This is a genomic window from [Roseibacterium] beibuensis, from assembly GCF_039542305.1.
Taxonomy (GTDB): Bacteria; Pseudomonadota; Alphaproteobacteria; order Rhodobacterales; family Rhodobacteraceae; genus Roseibacterium; species Roseibacterium beibuensis.
In genome coordinates, this window is sequence record NZ_BAABHW010000003.1 from 1 (window position 1) to 12,792 (window position 12,792).

The window sequence follows — 12,792 nt, forward strand, 5'->3', positions numbered from 1 at the left end:
GCGGCATGAAGGGCGTCTACCAGCACTGCGCGAAGAAGCACCTGCACCGCTACGCGGCTGAGTTCGAGTTCCGATACAACAACCGCTCTGCGAACGGTGTTGAGGATGCGGAGCGGGGCGAGATCGCGCTGCGGGCTGTAGTCGGCAAGAGGCTTACATATCAAGGACCTAACCACTAAAACGGCTAAAAGTGACTGATTCTATTGACAGATTCGAGGGCGCGCACTATGTTCTTTGTTGCGGCCCTTGCTCAGTGACAAGCCCCCTCGGGCGCTTCCCTCGGGATAGCTGAGATAGCGGGCCGCACTTTTTTTCTAGTAGTAGTGCGTCGAGCCGGTTCGCCAGAGGTCATACTCCGAAGCGATTTTATCGGAGATAATATCATATGAGCGCGTGTCTGACCTCTCCCATTTCCGCTGGACGGCCCACGCGCAATAATCAGCAACTTGAAGGCATGGGTCTGCTACAGCCCTAGGGAAAAAGGTGCGCCATTGTTGACGCTGAACGGTCTGCTGCAATACATCATTCACCGCAGATGTGTAGACCGCTTGACCTTTCTTGGTGCCGAGTGCTGCCGCCGTTATCATCGCCTCTGTTCGGTCTTTTAACAACTTGGGGCCGACGTGCTTGAAATGGTAAAACCACGCATACTTGTAGAACGCATCATTGGTCGCTCGCGTATGCGGCTGGGCTTTCGACTTTTCGAGAATCGTAACATCGGCGCGGAAATCTTGGCTAGCCAGGTACTTGTAGACCTCGTTGCGCACCTCTTGCTTATCCTCCGTCGCGTGAAATTCTTCTTGGACGGGCAACCCGCGCCAAACCATATCTCGGCGAAGCTTTTGGAGGCCGTCGCCGATTGCGCAAGAATCCATCGCGACGGTGCAGACCATGAAGTATTTGCTGGCCCGATTGTTTCGAGCGAACGCAAAACAGCCAGCCTCGTCGGAAAACACGTAAGCTCTAGTCATTAAGGGAAAATCGTATGCCGGAAGGAAAGAGTCAACTCGACAAGTTCAAGGAAGCCGCCCGCCAGCTAGAGACGGACGACGACGAAGAGCGGTTTGACGAGAAGCTAAAGCGGCTGGCGAAGCAGAAGCCGGATGATAGAAATACGTCAGGCGACGAATAGCAGACCTAAAGCGCCTGCCCACTAATAGCGTGGAAAGTCTTGAGGGTGCCGTCTGGCTTTCGTGTGGCTTTGCCAGTCAGCTTAATGCGGCTGCGGCGCTGAACGGCGGTTTCGTAAGGATTTTCGCTCTGGTGCAGGGGATCGAACGCAGGGTCCGATATGTGCACTTTGACGCGACGTGTCGGCGTTTCCGGATCAAAAACCTTGAGGGTTTTTGAACTTAACTCAATACCGTCAACCTGAAACGTCATCTCTATTATGTCGCTCACTTCAAGTTCCTCCTTGGCCTTGACTGCCTCTGCTGTGGCCTCATCAACTTCAACGCTTGTATCGCCGTTGGTGATCGTCATGGAGCGACACGATTCCCCTACCGGTCTTGCTGCCTTTGCTGCATCTGCCTTGTGCAGGTCGGCTTGCGACCTGAAAAGTGCTTCAATGTGCTCACGCTCACGTTGACGGTCCATAGCGGTGGTTTCCCGCTCGTGCCGACGATCTTCCGCAAACCGCTCGTTCTGATTCTCGATGATGTCTAAGGCCATTTTCAAGTGATCTTCTGCTTCGGTTCGCCTGCCACCCCATCTTAACATCACGTAGCTGACGATGTGTTCACATAATTTGGCTCGAACCGCCTCCTGCATGCTTGCGACAAACGGCATGAAGCCAGAGGCAACGCCCGCAAACAAGGAAACGTCGATGCATCCAGCCTCTGGCGCGAAAACGTCCAAACTAACCGTTGTAGGGGATGGTGATCGCGTTGCTTGTGCTTCTGTCTCTATCGCCCAGAGGAACCGAACGACAATTTTGTCCAAGCCCTCTAGGGATGACGCCAAGTGCCGTGCTGGCAGGTAGTGCTTGTCTGCGTCCCTGGCGAAGTATCTAACGTGAAAGACTTCAACCATCCCATATGCTCCCTACCGTTTACTTGGCGGATACTCTGCCGACACATAGGGTTTGTCAAATATACAATCGCCTTTTTCTGCGCGTTTGGCGTCAAACGGTCTAAGTTGGCGCGAAAGGGACCCGAGGGGGGGGGAGCATGGAAATCGATCTCGAAAGCCTCGTGGATGACGGGCACCTGCGCGTCGCGATCAACACCGGCAACCGCGCGCTGGTGCAACAGGTGGACGGGGAATTGACCGGGGTCAGCCCGGCGCTCGCCCGCCGCCTTGCCGATCATCTGGGGGCCAGGATGGTCCCGGTGATCTATTCCGGCGCGGGCCATGTCTTTGCGGACGCCGACAGGGACCTGTGGGATGTGGCCTTTCTCGCCATCGACCCGATCCGCGCCCGCAAGGTCAGCTTCACGCGCCCCTATCACCGGATCGAGGCCACCTATGCCAAGCGCAGCGGCAGCGCCTTCGCCACGCCCGATGAGGTTGACCAGCCCGGCGTCACGATCCTCAGCTCCGTCGGCTCGGCCTATGACCTCTGGCTCAAGGGCAACCTGCGCTACGCCACGCTCGACCATGCCGCCACGCCGGGCGAAAGTTTCGAGGCGTTCCGCGCAGGCCAGGGCGACGTGGTCGCGGGCATCCGCGCGTCGCTGCACCGGGCCTTTGCGGGGGAGGACGGGATCGAGGTGATGAACGGCACCCTGACGGCGGTCGATCAGGCCATGGTCCTGCCCCGCCCCAAGGACCCGCGCATTGCCGCCCTCGACATGTTCGTCGAACAGGCCATCGCGGATGGGTTCGTTGCGCAAGAACTGGCGAAAACCGGGCCGTAGCCCGAAGCCCTACCCGAGCCCCGCGGCCCCGTATTTCAGGATAACAGGCACGATCAGGTCTTCCTCGTCGTCGAGGTGCCGCCCGATCAGCCGTTCAAGGTCGATCAACCCCTCGCGGAGCGCCCCGGCCGGTGTGCGCGCATCGGCGCCGCCGATGCCCTGGATCGCACCGTTCGCCTGTTCGACGAAACGATTCAGGATCCCGTCGAGCGCGTGGTGATCCGCGTCCAGCAGGTCGAACCCCGTCTCGATCCGCGCATCCTTTTCGCGCAGGATCGGGAAATAGTGGTGGTCCTCGATATGGTGATGGCCGTGCAATTGCTGCACGAAGACGCCGCCATAGCGCCCGATCCCCCGCGCGAAATTTTGCGGGTCGCGTTCCCCGGTCAGGAAGCCCTCGGTCTCGGCCTTCATATGCGCCATCAACTGGCGAAACATCATGTGACGCTCCAGCCAGAAACTGACCAGCCCGTGGAAATTCGGGTCAGCCTCCCACGCCTCGCGCGGGTAGTCCTGCAACAGGACCTGAAGGGCGTCGGGCAGGCCGGATCGGGTGTCGAGGGAAAGCGGGCTCATATCGCAGACCTAGCCGCGCCCGCACGCACCGCAAGGCACAGGCGCTGTGCGAAAACTCACGCGGGCCGTCACTCAGGCCGCGCATCCGCCCCGATATGCGCCGCACCCCGCGCCTCGGCCAGTTTCATCTGGCGCTGACGCTCGCGGAACCGGGTGCGGTCAGCCTCGGAATACTCGTCCACGCAATGGTGGCACTGCACGCCCTCTTCATACTCGGGCCGCGCCGTATCGGCCTCGGCCAGTGGCCGCCGACAGGCCCGGCAGAGCGTGTAGGGCAGTTGCGCCAACCCGTGACCCACCGCCACGCGCTCGTCAAAAACGAAACACCCGCCCCGCCAAAGGCTGTCTTCCTCCGGCACCTCTTCGAGGTATTTCAAGATACCGCCTTTCAGGTGGTAGACCTCCTCGATCCCCTCCTGCTTCAGGAAGGCTGTCGATTTCTCGCAGCGGATGCCGCCGGTGCAGAACATCGCGATGCGCTTGTTGTGAAACCGGTGCTTGTTCTCCGCCCACCACACCGGAAAATCGCGGAATGTGTCCGTCTCGGGGTCCACCGCGCCCGCGAACGTGCCGATGGCGACCTCGTAATCGTTGCGCGTGTCGATCACGGCGACATCGGGCGCAGAGATCAAATCGTTCCAGTCCGCCGGATCCACATAGGCCCCGACCGAGCCCAGCGGGTCCACGTCGGGCTGGCCCATGGTCACGATCTCGCGCTTCAGCCGCACCTTCATCCGGCCGAACGGCATTTCGGCAGCGGTCGATTCCTTCCACTCCAGATCGGCGCAGCCGGGCAGCGCGCGAATATGCGCCAGCACCGCGTCGATCCCGGCACGGCTGCCCGCGATCGTCCCGTTGATCCCCTCGCGCGCCAGCAAAAGCGTGCCGCGCACGCCATTCGCCTCGCACACGGCGCTCAACGGCCCGCGCAGCGCGGCAGGGTCAGGGAAGGGGGTGAACTTGTAGAGGGCGGCCACGATCATCATGCCCGCCAGATACGCCGTTGCATGCCCGCGCTCAAGGCGTAGGCTGGCCACACCTGAAAGGAGGCCCAAGATGCGCGACGCCACCCATGCCCTCATCGTCATCGACGTGCAAAACGACTTCTGCCCCGGCGGCGCGCTGGCCGTGCCCGAGGGCGACCGGATCGTGCCCGGCATCAACGCCCTGATGGAGGCGTTTCCCGCCGTGATCCTGACGCAGGACTGGCACCCGGCAGATCACTCCAGTTTCGCCAGCCAGCATCCCGGCAAAGCCCCGATGGAAATGACCGAGATGCCCTACGGCCCGCAGGTGCTGTGGCCCGACCATTGCGTTCAGGGCACGAACGGCGCGGCATTCCATGCCGATCTGAATACCACCCGCGCCGACCTGATCATCCGCAAGGGCACCAACCCGGCCATCGACAGCTACTCCGCCTTCTTCGAGAACGACCAGACCACGCCCACGGGGCTTGAAGGCTACCTGCGCACCCGAGGGATCGAGCAGCTCACCATGGTCGGCCTCGCCACGGATTTCTGCGTCAATTTCTCGGCCGTGGATGCGGCGAAACTCGGCTTCGCTGTTGAAGTGCGTCAGGACCTGTGCCGCGCCATCGACCTGAACGGGTCGCTGGCTGCCGCGAATGCTGGCTTGAAAGAAGCTGGCGTCCGGTTGACCTGACCGGCTCCACGGCAAAGGAGGCCCCCATGCCTGCTATCGACATCAGGTTCTCGACGGCGTGCTCTCAAGCGAGGGAAAAGCCGCGCCGATCGAGACAATCACCGCGGCCTTCGGCAAGGCGGCCGGCGAAACCTTGCGCCAGAACACCTCAGTGCGTGTGCACGAGATCAAGTCGGGCGATTGGGGCCATGCCGGCCAGCCGAGGACAACACGGGTAGGACTGGACATGAAGGCCAAGGGTTAGCCGACAAGACGGCTTTTCCACAAAGTCACCTTGGTTCCCGAATGATCGATGGGCCCGAACGGCTCCAGGCCCAGCCCCGTCGCCTTGGCCAGCCCGCCATCACTGGTCACGATCCCCACGGACCAGCCCGCGAACCGCTCGGCCAGGACCGCCCCAAGCGCGCCATATAGCCCGAACAGCATCTTCCGGTCTCCGATCCGCCCGCCATAGGGCGGGTTCACCAGAACGATCCCCTGGGCGACGCCCTCGGGCGGCTGCAAATCGCTGATCGCCTGCCGCTCGAACCGGCACAGCGTGGCCACGCCTGCCCGCTCGGCATTCTCGCGCGCGCCGCGGATCGCCCCGTCATTGCGGTCGAATCCCAGGAACCGACCCGCCCCATCTTTATCCTTCAAATATGCCTGCACGGCCTCGGCCACAGGCACGTCGCCCGCCGCTGACAGGGCCTCGCCCCCCACAAGCCCCTGCCAGGCAAAGCTGCGCGACCGCCCCGGCACCAGCCCGACGGCGATCTCGGCGGCCTCCAGCGGGACCGTCCCTGACCCGCACATCGGATCGACCACCGCCTGGCTCCCGTCAAAGCCCATCTCCCACAGGAACGCCGCCGCCATCGTCTCGCGCAGGGGGGCCTTGCCGACAAAGGTCTTGTGCCCGCGCCGGTGCAGCGCCTCGCCGGTCGTATCTAGGGAAATCGTGCACAGATCATCGTCGATCCGCACCTTCACCACGATCTCGGCATCTTTCGCCACCGGCACGCCGGCCGCCTCCAACGCGCCGCTCGCCCGCTGAACGGCGGCCTTGTTGACGTAGATCTTCGACCGCCGACAGGTTGCCTCGACCCGCACGGGCACGTCAGGCCGCAGCCACGCGCGCCAGTCCACCTTGCGCGCCCGCTTGTCCAACTGCGCCAGGTGCATCGCCCGGAACTCGGCCACGCGCATCAGCACGCGCACCGCACAGCGCATCTGCCGGTTGGCCCGCGCGGCCTCCTCCAGCCCGCCGGCCGCCTCGACCCCGCCCGCCACGCGCCGCACACCGGCTAAGCCCAGCCGCCGCGCCTCGGCCTCCAGCGCGCCTTCCAGCCCCGGCACACCCACCAGGAACAGGCCATTTTCGTTCGATTGGCTCATGAGGTCGCCTTATCCTGCGCCACTCCGTTTTGCGAGGCTTCGCAGAGATTGAGATATCATTGCAATGACGTAAGCTGATGCAGATCACGAAGGCACGCACATGACCAGACAACATCCCGTCACGTACCTGATGTGGGGCCTGCTCGGCCTCGGGGCCGTCCTGTCCATCCTGAACGGTACATGGAGCGTCCTGTTCATCGCTCTGGTCACCTTCGGACTGACACTCGTGCCGGTCCTCGGCCAAGGGTGGCTTGGCGTGAACCTGCCATCCGGCTTCGTCGCCGCCGTTGTCTTCTTCATTACCGGTACGCTGTTTCTTGGCGAGGTGGGCGATTTCTACGAACGGTTCTGGTGGTGGGACATCCTGTTGCACTCGGGCTCGGCCGTCGGGTTCGGAATGATCGGAACGCTGATCGTGCTTCTCCTCGTGAAGGGCGACCGCGTCGCGGTGCCACCCGCCATCGCGGCGCTTCTGGCGTTTTCCTTCGCGGTCTCCATCGGGGCGATCTGGGAAATCTTCGAGTTCTCGATGGACCAGATCTTCGGCACGAACATGCAGAAATCGGGGTTGGTGGACACGATGGCGGACCTGATCGTCGATTGTGCAGGGGGCGCCATCGGCGCTGCGGCGGGGTACGGATTTCTCAAGGGGCGTAACCGCGGCCTGTCGGCCACGATCGCCCGCATGGCGAACGGCCGCTTCGGCCCGCGTCCACCCGAGGGAAAGTGACCCTGTCCGGCCAGATCCTCGCAGGGCTGTCGGTCTTCCTCGTCGCCTGCCTTCTGCACCTGCTGGTACTGTTGCGGCTGTCGCGGGTCGTCGCAGCCACTCCCACCATGCGCCTTGCCCTTGCCGCGCGGCTTTTTCTCGTCATCGCGGGGTCGCACACGCTGCAGGTGGCGCTTTGGGCCATCCTGATCGTCACCTTCGACGGGCTGCCCCGGTTCGGCGATGCGCTCTACTTTTCGCTCGTGACCTACACCACGCTTGGCTATGGCGACGTGACCCTGCCTGAGGGGCTGCGCATCTTCGGCGCTATCTCGGCCATGGCCGGCATCCTCACCTTCGGGATGAGCACGGCGCTTCTCGTGTCGCTCTTTGCGCGCGCCCGGCACTGACGGGGCCTTGCATCCAACCCGCGCCCTTTGCTCTAACGTCCCCAACCAGCCGGAGACGCCCCCATGGTCGATATCGCCACCCGTGTCTACAACCACAAATGGAAGATCGACCCCATCGTCCGGTCTCTCATCGACACGGATTTCTACAAACTGCTCATGTGCCAGTCGGTGTTCCGCAACCGCCGGCACACGCAGGTCACCTTTTCGCTCATCAACCGCACCACGCGCATTCCGCTGGCCGACCTGATCGACGAGGGCGAGCTGCGCCAGCAACTCGACCATATCCGCACCCTGCGCCTCACGCGCGGCGAAAGCACCTGGATGCGCGGCAACACCTTCTACGGCAAGCGCCAGATGTTCACGCCCGAATTCATGGACTGGTTCGAGAAGCTGCAACTGCCGCCCTACCACCTCGAACGCGTCGGCGACCAGTACGAGCTGACATTCGAAGGCCTCTGGCCCGAGGTCATGCTGTGGGAAATCCCCGCCCTCGCCGTGTTGATGGAGCTTCGCGGCCGCGCCGTCCTCGCCCATATGGGCAAGTTCGAGCTTCAGGTGCTCTACGCCCGCGCCATGACGAAGCTTTGGGAAAAGGTCGAACGCCTGCGCGCCATCGACGGGCTGCGCATCGCCGATTTCGGCACCCGCCGCCGCCATTCCTTCCTCTGGCAGGACTGGGCCGTGCAGGCCATGTCCGAAGGGTTGGGCGACGCCTTCACCGGCACCTCCAACTGCCTCATCGCGAAAAACCGCGACCTCGAGGCGATCGGCACCAACGCCCACGAACTGCCCATGGTCTATGCCGCGCTGGCCGACAGCGACGCGGAACTCGCCCGCGCCCCCTATGACGTGCTGTCCGATTGGCACGAGGAGCATTCGGGCAACCTGCGCATCATCCTGCCCGACACCTACGGCACGCGCGGCTTCCTCGCCCACGCGCCCGACTGGCTGACGCAATGGACAGGCATCCGCATCGACAGCGGCGACCCCGCCAAGGGGGCCGAGACCGCCATCGCATGGTGGAAATCCCGAGGCGAGGACCCGCGCGAGAAACTGGTGATCTTCTCCGACGGCCTGGACGTGGACAAGATCGAAGAGCTTCACGCCCAATTCGCCGGCCGCGTGCGGGTCAGCTTTGGCTGGGGCACGCTGTTGACCAATGATTTCCGAGGGTTGGTGCCGGATGACGCGCTTGCACCGTTTTCACTGGTCTGCAAAGCTGTCAGCGCCAATGGCCGCCCGACGGTGAAACTCTCGGACAACCCCGAGAAGGCCATGGGGCCGGAGGATCAGATCGCCCGGTACAAGCGGGTGTTTGGCGTGGGTGAGCAGGAACGAGTTGAGGTGGTGGTGTGAGCGTTTTGGAATCGCAGGTGATTGCTACCGCCCTCAAGAATTTCCGGAAGTATGGCGGCCTTATCCGGATCTTGAAGATCGCTGGCACGGTCGTTGGTGCAAGTCTCGTGGCTGCAAGCCCATGGATCGGAGGGCAGAATTTCGAGGCAGCTGTCATCATCGAACCCATCATGCTCTTTGGCGGCTTGTGTATAGCAGTGTTAAGCTCTCTTGCGCTGATCTTTTTGGATCAGACAACGCCGGACTTGGTTGCCGAGAACCTTAGTGTTCTTAAAGAAAATGAAGACCTTAAGTCTGAGCTCAGGTACGCAAATAGCTACCAAGATCACTTGCTGGCCCGCATCACGGTTAGTTCACAGGTGAACAAACTAGTTGAGGAAGCGGTTTCCGAAGGCTGCTCGACGAGAGAGCAGGCTTCAAAGTATGCGCAAAGCATTCTCGGTGTTTTCGCCGAGAGGCGCCAGTCGCTGTTCGGGATCGGCGACGAATACTGGAATTTCGCTGTCTATATATTTGACTCAAAAAAAGAAAGTCTTGTTTGCGTAGCGTGCCGACGGGATCGAAAGGAGGATCAGGAAGAAGAGCATCGAGAATGGGCCCCGGGAAACGGTCATGTCGGCCTTGCTTTCAGCCGCGCCACTGAGATCATTTTTGCCGATGCAACGGTCCCTGAACTGCGCCCTGTCTTGGAAGCTACTGGTGAAAATTTTCGTGAGTACGACTACACTCGCTACAAATCGTTAGCATCTATCCCGATATCGAATGACGGAGAGAACCCGCTAGGTGTGCTGATTGCAACCAGTGACCGTGCAGGTCGTTATAAGAGTGATCAGGAGCGCACGGATGATGACTGGGAAAACACAGGGTCCTTACGAGAGGTTGCGGAAAGTCTTGCAATTATTCTCCGCATGACTCACGCTGCTAATATCCACGGAGGCCAAACCCATGACAGCGATGACGCAGGTAGCGCATGACGCGCCTATCAATGATTCGAAGAGCAGAGTTGGCGAACTTCAGCGCGAAATTGACAAGCTAACGCTAGAGTACCATCGCACTGGAGATCCGGCGTACCTTACGCGTGCTACTAGGTTGGCTCGTGAGAAGGAGCAACTTTCGAAACCTGCTAGAATGCGCTTCGCTAGTTGAATTCACTCGGTTTTTATAGCTTCTGAAACCGTGACAGTACGCTAGACCACACCCTCACTCCTCCACCTTCCCCCGCAACGCCTTTACCTCGCCGCGCTTCTTCTTCGCCTCCACCCGCTTGCGCTTCTGATTGAGCGACACGCGCGTCTTGATCCGTTTCTTGGGCTTTTCCGCCGCCCGCCGGATCAGCTCGGCCAGGCGCTCGCGCGCGATCTCGCGGTTGCGGGCCTGGGAGCGTTCCTCGGTCACCTGGATCACCAGCGCGCCCTCTTTCGTCCAGCGCCGCCCGGCCAGCCGTTGCAGCCGCCGTTTGACCGGCTCGGGCAGGTTGGGCGAGCGCGCGGCCTCGAAGCGCAGTTCCACCGCGCTCGACACCTTGTTGACGTTCTGGCCGCCCGGCCCGCCCGCGCGGATGAACTGTTCGGTGATCTCCCAATCCTCGATCTGCATCGTGTCGGTGATGGTCAGGGGCATCGGGGCCTCCGGGGCGGGTGCGGGCGCGTGTATGTACGGGCTGTGTACAGGGTGTGTACCGGGTGTGACGTGCGGATTCAGCCCCCGCGCGCACCAAAAAGGGCCGCGTCATCCGACACGGCCCTTTCGAGAATCCGGAGGTGGGGTGCGGTTAGGACACGCCCACTTGAGAGGGGTTCTTGCCCCCAAGGGTTGCCTTAAAGGCGCACCTCCCAAGCTGTCCCGACCCACTTCTCCAATGCTTCTCTAGACACTGGATCACCTCCTTTCACTACGTTGCTGTTAAGCTCAGCCTGCCACAGATTTCGTGGTTGTCAAAACTTTTTACGCAACCTGTGCCATCAAACGGCGCGTAATCAGGCGAAACGGCACCAGCGCGATCAAGGCGAGGGCAAGTTTGACACCCCAGTCCGCGATGGCCAGCGACACCCAAAGCGGGGCCTCGGGGCCCGCACCCAGGATCGGCAGGATCTCCCCCGCCCAGGACACGTCATTGGCGGGTTCAAGGAAGGTCAGGCTGGCCGAAAACGCGATGGTGAAGAACAGCGCCGTGTCGACGGACGACCCGATAATGCTAGAAAAAACAGGCGCTTGCCACCATTTCCCGCCGCGCAGACGGTCAAAGATGGCCACGTCCAGCAGCTGCGCCGTCAGGAAGGCAAGGCCACTGCCCAGTGCGATGCGCAGGGTCACCAGCGGGCCAAACTCGCCCATGATCTGCGTGCCGATCAGCGAACAGGCGACGCCGGTCAGAAAGCCAACGAAAACAACGCGCCGCGCGGCCTGCACGCCGTAAACGCGGTTCATGATATCGGTGACGAGGAAGGCCAGCGGATAGGTAAACGCGCCCCATGTCAGCCATTGGCCGAAGAGGAACTGAACGAGGATATTCGACGCGACGACAATCGCCGCCATGGCAAGGATGCCAGGAAGGTAACGGGAGGTCATGTTTTGATCCGTTTTTACAAGGTGCTCGGAGACTTGGCCCCAGCGGGGACAGCGGCCCCCTTACGCCCCTGCAAACGGTCTGACAAGCCCTAGCCCAGCACCTGCGCGATGGCGCGGGCGACCTGCGGGATGGTCTTTTCGGTCAGGCCCGCCACGTTCATCCGCCCATCCGAGACGAGGTATATCGCGTGATCTTCGCGCAGTTGCGCCACCTGCGCCTCGGTCACCGGCAGGAGAGAGAACATCCCCCGCTGCGCCGCGACGAAGCCGAAGCGGTCCGATCCGGTCACGGCCCGCAGCGCCTCGGCCAGCGCGCGGCGGTTGGCGGTCATGCGGCTGCGCATGGCATCCAGTTCCGCCTGCCATTGGGCGGTCAGCTCGGCATCGGTCAGGATCGTCTCGACCACCCGCGCGCCGTGGTCGGGCGGGAAGGCAAAGGACTGCCGGTTGAGATGCGCCAACATCGCGGCGGCGACATCGCGCGGCTTGCCGGGGTCGGTCACGGCAAGGATGATACCGACACGCTCGCGGTAGAGCCCGAAATTCTTGGACCCGCTGGCGGCGACCAGCATCTCGGGCACGCGGGCGGCAAGCGACCGCAGGCCTTGCGCGTCTTCCTCCAACCCCTCACCGAAGCCTTGGTAGGCGATATCGACGAAGGGGATGGCGCCGGTCGCCTCGAAAACGCCCGCCAGATCGACCCAGTCCTGTGCGCTCAGGTCAGCGCCCGTGGGGTTATGGCAGCAGCCGTGGAGAAGGACGATGTCGCCTTTCTGTGCTTGGGCCAGATCGGCGAGCATCCCGTCGCGATCGATCCCGCCAGCGTCGGCATCGTAATAGCGGTAATCGACCTGGGCCAGCCCGAGATGCCCGGTGATCGCGGCATGGTTGGGCCAGCTGGGGCTGGGCACCCAGATGCGCGCCTCGGGCGTCAGGCGCTGCACCATCTCGAGGATCTGGCGCACGGCACCGGTGCCCCCCGGCGTTGCACAGGCGGCAACCCGTTCCGGCGCGACCGCGTCGCCAAGGATCAGGCCGCGCATGACGGCGTGGAACCCGGCATCGCCAGCAAGCGCGACATAGCCCTTACTCTCCTGCGCCTGAAGGATCCGCGCCTCAGCGGCTTTCACGGCCGCCATCACGGGCGTGCGCCCATCCTCGGTGCGATAGACGCCGACGCCGAGATCGACCTTTTCGGGTCGGGTGTCGGCCGCGTAGAGACCCATGATCTGGATGATCTTGTCTTGCGGCGGCGCGGTCAGCGTTTTGAACATGAGGG

At 62.4% G+C, this 12,792-nt stretch carries 15 protein-coding genes and 1 pseudogene; 8 read left to right on the plus strand and 8 right to left on the minus strand.

The annotated features are described in order from the left end of the window. Positions 1–179 (plus strand): annotated as a pseudogene (locus ABD923_RS11470) (IS1595 family transposase); the annotation flags it as partial. 135 nt (positions 180–314) lie between these two features. Here the strand turns inward: ABD923_RS11470 and ABD923_RS11475 are convergent. Then, positions 315–971 carry a DUF3800 domain-containing protein gene (locus tag ABD923_RS11475; RefSeq protein WP_345229478.1) on the minus strand — a complete coding sequence of 219 codons (657 nt, stop codon included), beginning with the start codon at positions 969–971 and terminating at the stop codon, positions 315–317. 14 nt (positions 972–985) lie between these two features. On the opposite strand from ABD923_RS11475, the gene ABD923_RS11480 reads away from it, so the two are divergent. After that, positions 986–1,132, plus strand: coding sequence for a hypothetical protein (locus tag ABD923_RS11480; protein ID WP_259549127.1), 147 nt, complete (start codon positions 986–988; stop codon positions 1,130–1,132). Between the two features lie 5 nt (positions 1,133–1,137). On the opposite strand, the gene ABD923_RS11485 is transcribed toward ABD923_RS11480, so the two are convergent. Next, the gene (locus ABD923_RS11485; RefSeq protein WP_476691408.1) at positions 1,138–2,031 is read right to left on the minus strand and encodes a DUF7946 domain-containing protein; all 894 of its coding nucleotides are present in this window, start codon (positions 2,029–2,031) and stop codon (positions 1,138–1,140) included. A gap of 137 nt (positions 2,032–2,168) precedes the next feature. Here ABD923_RS11485 and ABD923_RS11490 point away from each other — a divergent pair, with 137 nt between their 5' ends. Beyond that, positions 2,169–2,858: a transporter substrate-binding domain-containing protein gene (locus ABD923_RS11490; RefSeq protein ID WP_259549124.1), complete on the plus strand. Its 690-nt coding sequence runs from the start codon at positions 2,169–2,171 to the stop codon at positions 2,856–2,858. A 9-nt stretch (positions 2,859–2,867) separates the two neighbouring features. Here ABD923_RS11490 and ABD923_RS11495 read toward each other — a convergent pair whose 3' ends face one another. After that, on the minus strand, positions 2,868–3,434 hold the full coding sequence (locus ABD923_RS11495; RefSeq protein ID WP_259549122.1) for a hemerythrin domain-containing protein: 567 nt from the start codon (positions 3,432–3,434) through the stop codon (positions 2,868–2,870). A gap of 68 nt (positions 3,435–3,502) precedes the next feature. After that, positions 3,503–4,420, minus strand: coding sequence for an oxygen-dependent tRNA uridine(34) hydroxylase TrhO (trhO, locus tag ABD923_RS11500; RefSeq protein ID WP_259549120.1), 918 nt, complete (start codon positions 4,418–4,420; stop codon positions 3,503–3,505). A gap of 70 nt (positions 4,421–4,490) precedes the next feature. On the opposite strand from trhO, the gene pncA reads away from it, so the two are divergent. Continuing rightward, on the plus strand, positions 4,491–5,096 hold the full coding sequence (gene pncA, locus ABD923_RS11505; RefSeq protein WP_259549119.1) for a bifunctional nicotinamidase/pyrazinamidase: 606 nt from the start codon (positions 4,491–4,493) through the stop codon (positions 5,094–5,096). A 240-nt stretch (positions 5,097–5,336) separates the two neighbouring features. Here pncA and ABD923_RS11510 read toward each other — a convergent pair whose 3' ends face one another. Beyond that, positions 5,337–6,470, minus strand: coding sequence for a THUMP domain-containing class I SAM-dependent RNA methyltransferase (locus tag ABD923_RS11510; protein WP_259549115.1), 1,134 nt, complete (start codon positions 6,468–6,470; stop codon positions 5,337–5,339). A gap of 100 nt (positions 6,471–6,570) precedes the next feature. Here ABD923_RS11510 and ABD923_RS11515 point away from each other — a divergent pair, with 100 nt between their 5' ends. From ABD923_RS11515 to ABD923_RS11530, 4 genes are all read left to right on the plus strand, one after another. Beyond that, positions 6,571–7,200, plus strand: coding sequence for a DUF2238 domain-containing protein (locus ABD923_RS11515; RefSeq protein ID WP_222190273.1), 630 nt, complete (start codon positions 6,571–6,573; stop codon positions 7,198–7,200). After that, positions 7,197–7,589: a potassium channel family protein gene (locus ABD923_RS11520; protein ID WP_259549110.1), complete on the plus strand. Its 393-nt coding sequence runs from the start codon at positions 7,197–7,199 to the stop codon at positions 7,587–7,589. The genes ABD923_RS11515 and ABD923_RS11520 overlap by 4 nt, the downstream gene beginning before the upstream one ends. Positions 7,590–7,652: 63 nt before the next feature. Further along, positions 7,653–8,945 carry a nicotinate phosphoribosyltransferase gene (pncB, locus tag ABD923_RS11525; protein ID WP_222190271.1) on the plus strand — a complete coding sequence of 431 codons (1,293 nt, stop codon included), beginning with the start codon at positions 7,653–7,655 and terminating at the stop codon, positions 8,943–8,945. Further along, positions 8,942–9,919 (plus strand): hypothetical protein, encoded by a 978-nt coding sequence (locus ABD923_RS11530; RefSeq protein ID WP_259549108.1) that lies wholly within the window; start codon positions 8,942–8,944, stop codon positions 9,917–9,919. Before pncB ends, ABD923_RS11530 begins: the two co-directional genes overlap by 4 nt. A gap of 226 nt (positions 9,920–10,145) precedes the next feature. On the opposite strand, the gene arfB is transcribed toward ABD923_RS11530, so the two are convergent. The 3 genes from arfB to ABD923_RS11545 form a co-directional block, all read right to left on the minus strand. After that, positions 10,146–10,565, minus strand: a complete 420-nt coding sequence (gene arfB / locus ABD923_RS11535) for an alternative ribosome rescue aminoacyl-tRNA hydrolase ArfB (RefSeq protein WP_259549106.1) — start codon at positions 10,563–10,565, stop codon at positions 10,146–10,148. A 324-nt stretch (positions 10,566–10,889) separates the two neighbouring features. Continuing rightward, on the minus strand, positions 10,890–11,513 hold the full coding sequence (locus tag ABD923_RS11540; RefSeq protein WP_259549103.1) for a queuosine precursor transporter: 624 nt from the start codon (positions 11,511–11,513) through the stop codon (positions 10,890–10,892). Between the two features lie 89 nt (positions 11,514–11,602). Then, positions 11,603–12,787 carry an amino acid aminotransferase gene (locus tag ABD923_RS11545; protein WP_259549101.1) on the minus strand — a complete coding sequence of 395 codons (1,185 nt, stop codon included), beginning with the start codon at positions 12,785–12,787 and terminating at the stop codon, positions 11,603–11,605. Positions 12,788–12,792: the final 5 nt, after the last annotated feature.

Coding starts and splice junctions, on each gene's coding strand:
- ABD923_RS11510 (WP_259549115.1), bottom strand. CDS start 6,470: ATGAGCCAATCGAACGAAAATGGCCTGTTCCTGGTGGGTGTGCCGGGG.
- ABD923_RS11490 (WP_259549124.1), top strand. CDS start 2,169: ATGGAAATCGATCTCGAAAGCCTCGTGGATGACGGGCACCTGCGCGTC.
- arfB (WP_259549106.1), bottom strand. CDS start 10,565: ATGCCCCTGACCATCACCGACACGATGCAGATCGAGGATTGGGAGATC.
- ABD923_RS11540 (WP_259549103.1), bottom strand. CDS start 11,513: ATGACCTCCCGTTACCTTCCTGGCATCCTTGCCATGGCGGCGATTGTC.
- ABD923_RS11480 (WP_259549127.1), top strand. CDS start 986: ATGCCGGAAGGAAAGAGTCAACTCGACAAGTTCAAGGAAGCCGCCCGC.
- ABD923_RS11515 (WP_222190273.1), top strand. CDS start 6,571: ATGACCAGACAACATCCCGTCACGTACCTGATGTGGGGCCTGCTCGGC.
- trhO (WP_259549120.1), bottom strand. CDS start 4,420: ATGATGATCGTGGCCGCCCTCTACAAGTTCACCCCCTTCCCTGACCCT.
- pncA (WP_259549119.1), top strand. CDS start 4,491: ATGCGCGACGCCACCCATGCCCTCATCGTCATCGACGTGCAAAACGAC.
- ABD923_RS11545 (WP_259549101.1), bottom strand. CDS start 12,787: ATGTTCAAAACGCTGACCGCGCCGCCGCAAGACAAGATCATCCAGATC.
- ABD923_RS11485 (WP_476691408.1), bottom strand. CDS start 2,031: ATGGTTGAAGTCTTTCACGTTAGATACTTCGCCAGGGACGCAGACAAG.
- ABD923_RS11495 (WP_259549122.1), bottom strand. CDS start 3,434: ATGAGCCCGCTTTCCCTCGACACCCGATCCGGCCTGCCCGACGCCCTT.
- pncB (WP_222190271.1), top strand. CDS start 7,653: ATGGTCGATATCGCCACCCGTGTCTACAACCACAAATGGAAGATCGAC.
- ABD923_RS11475 (WP_345229478.1), bottom strand. CDS start 971: ATGACTAGAGCTTACGTGTTTTCCGACGAGGCTGGCTGTTTTGCGTTC.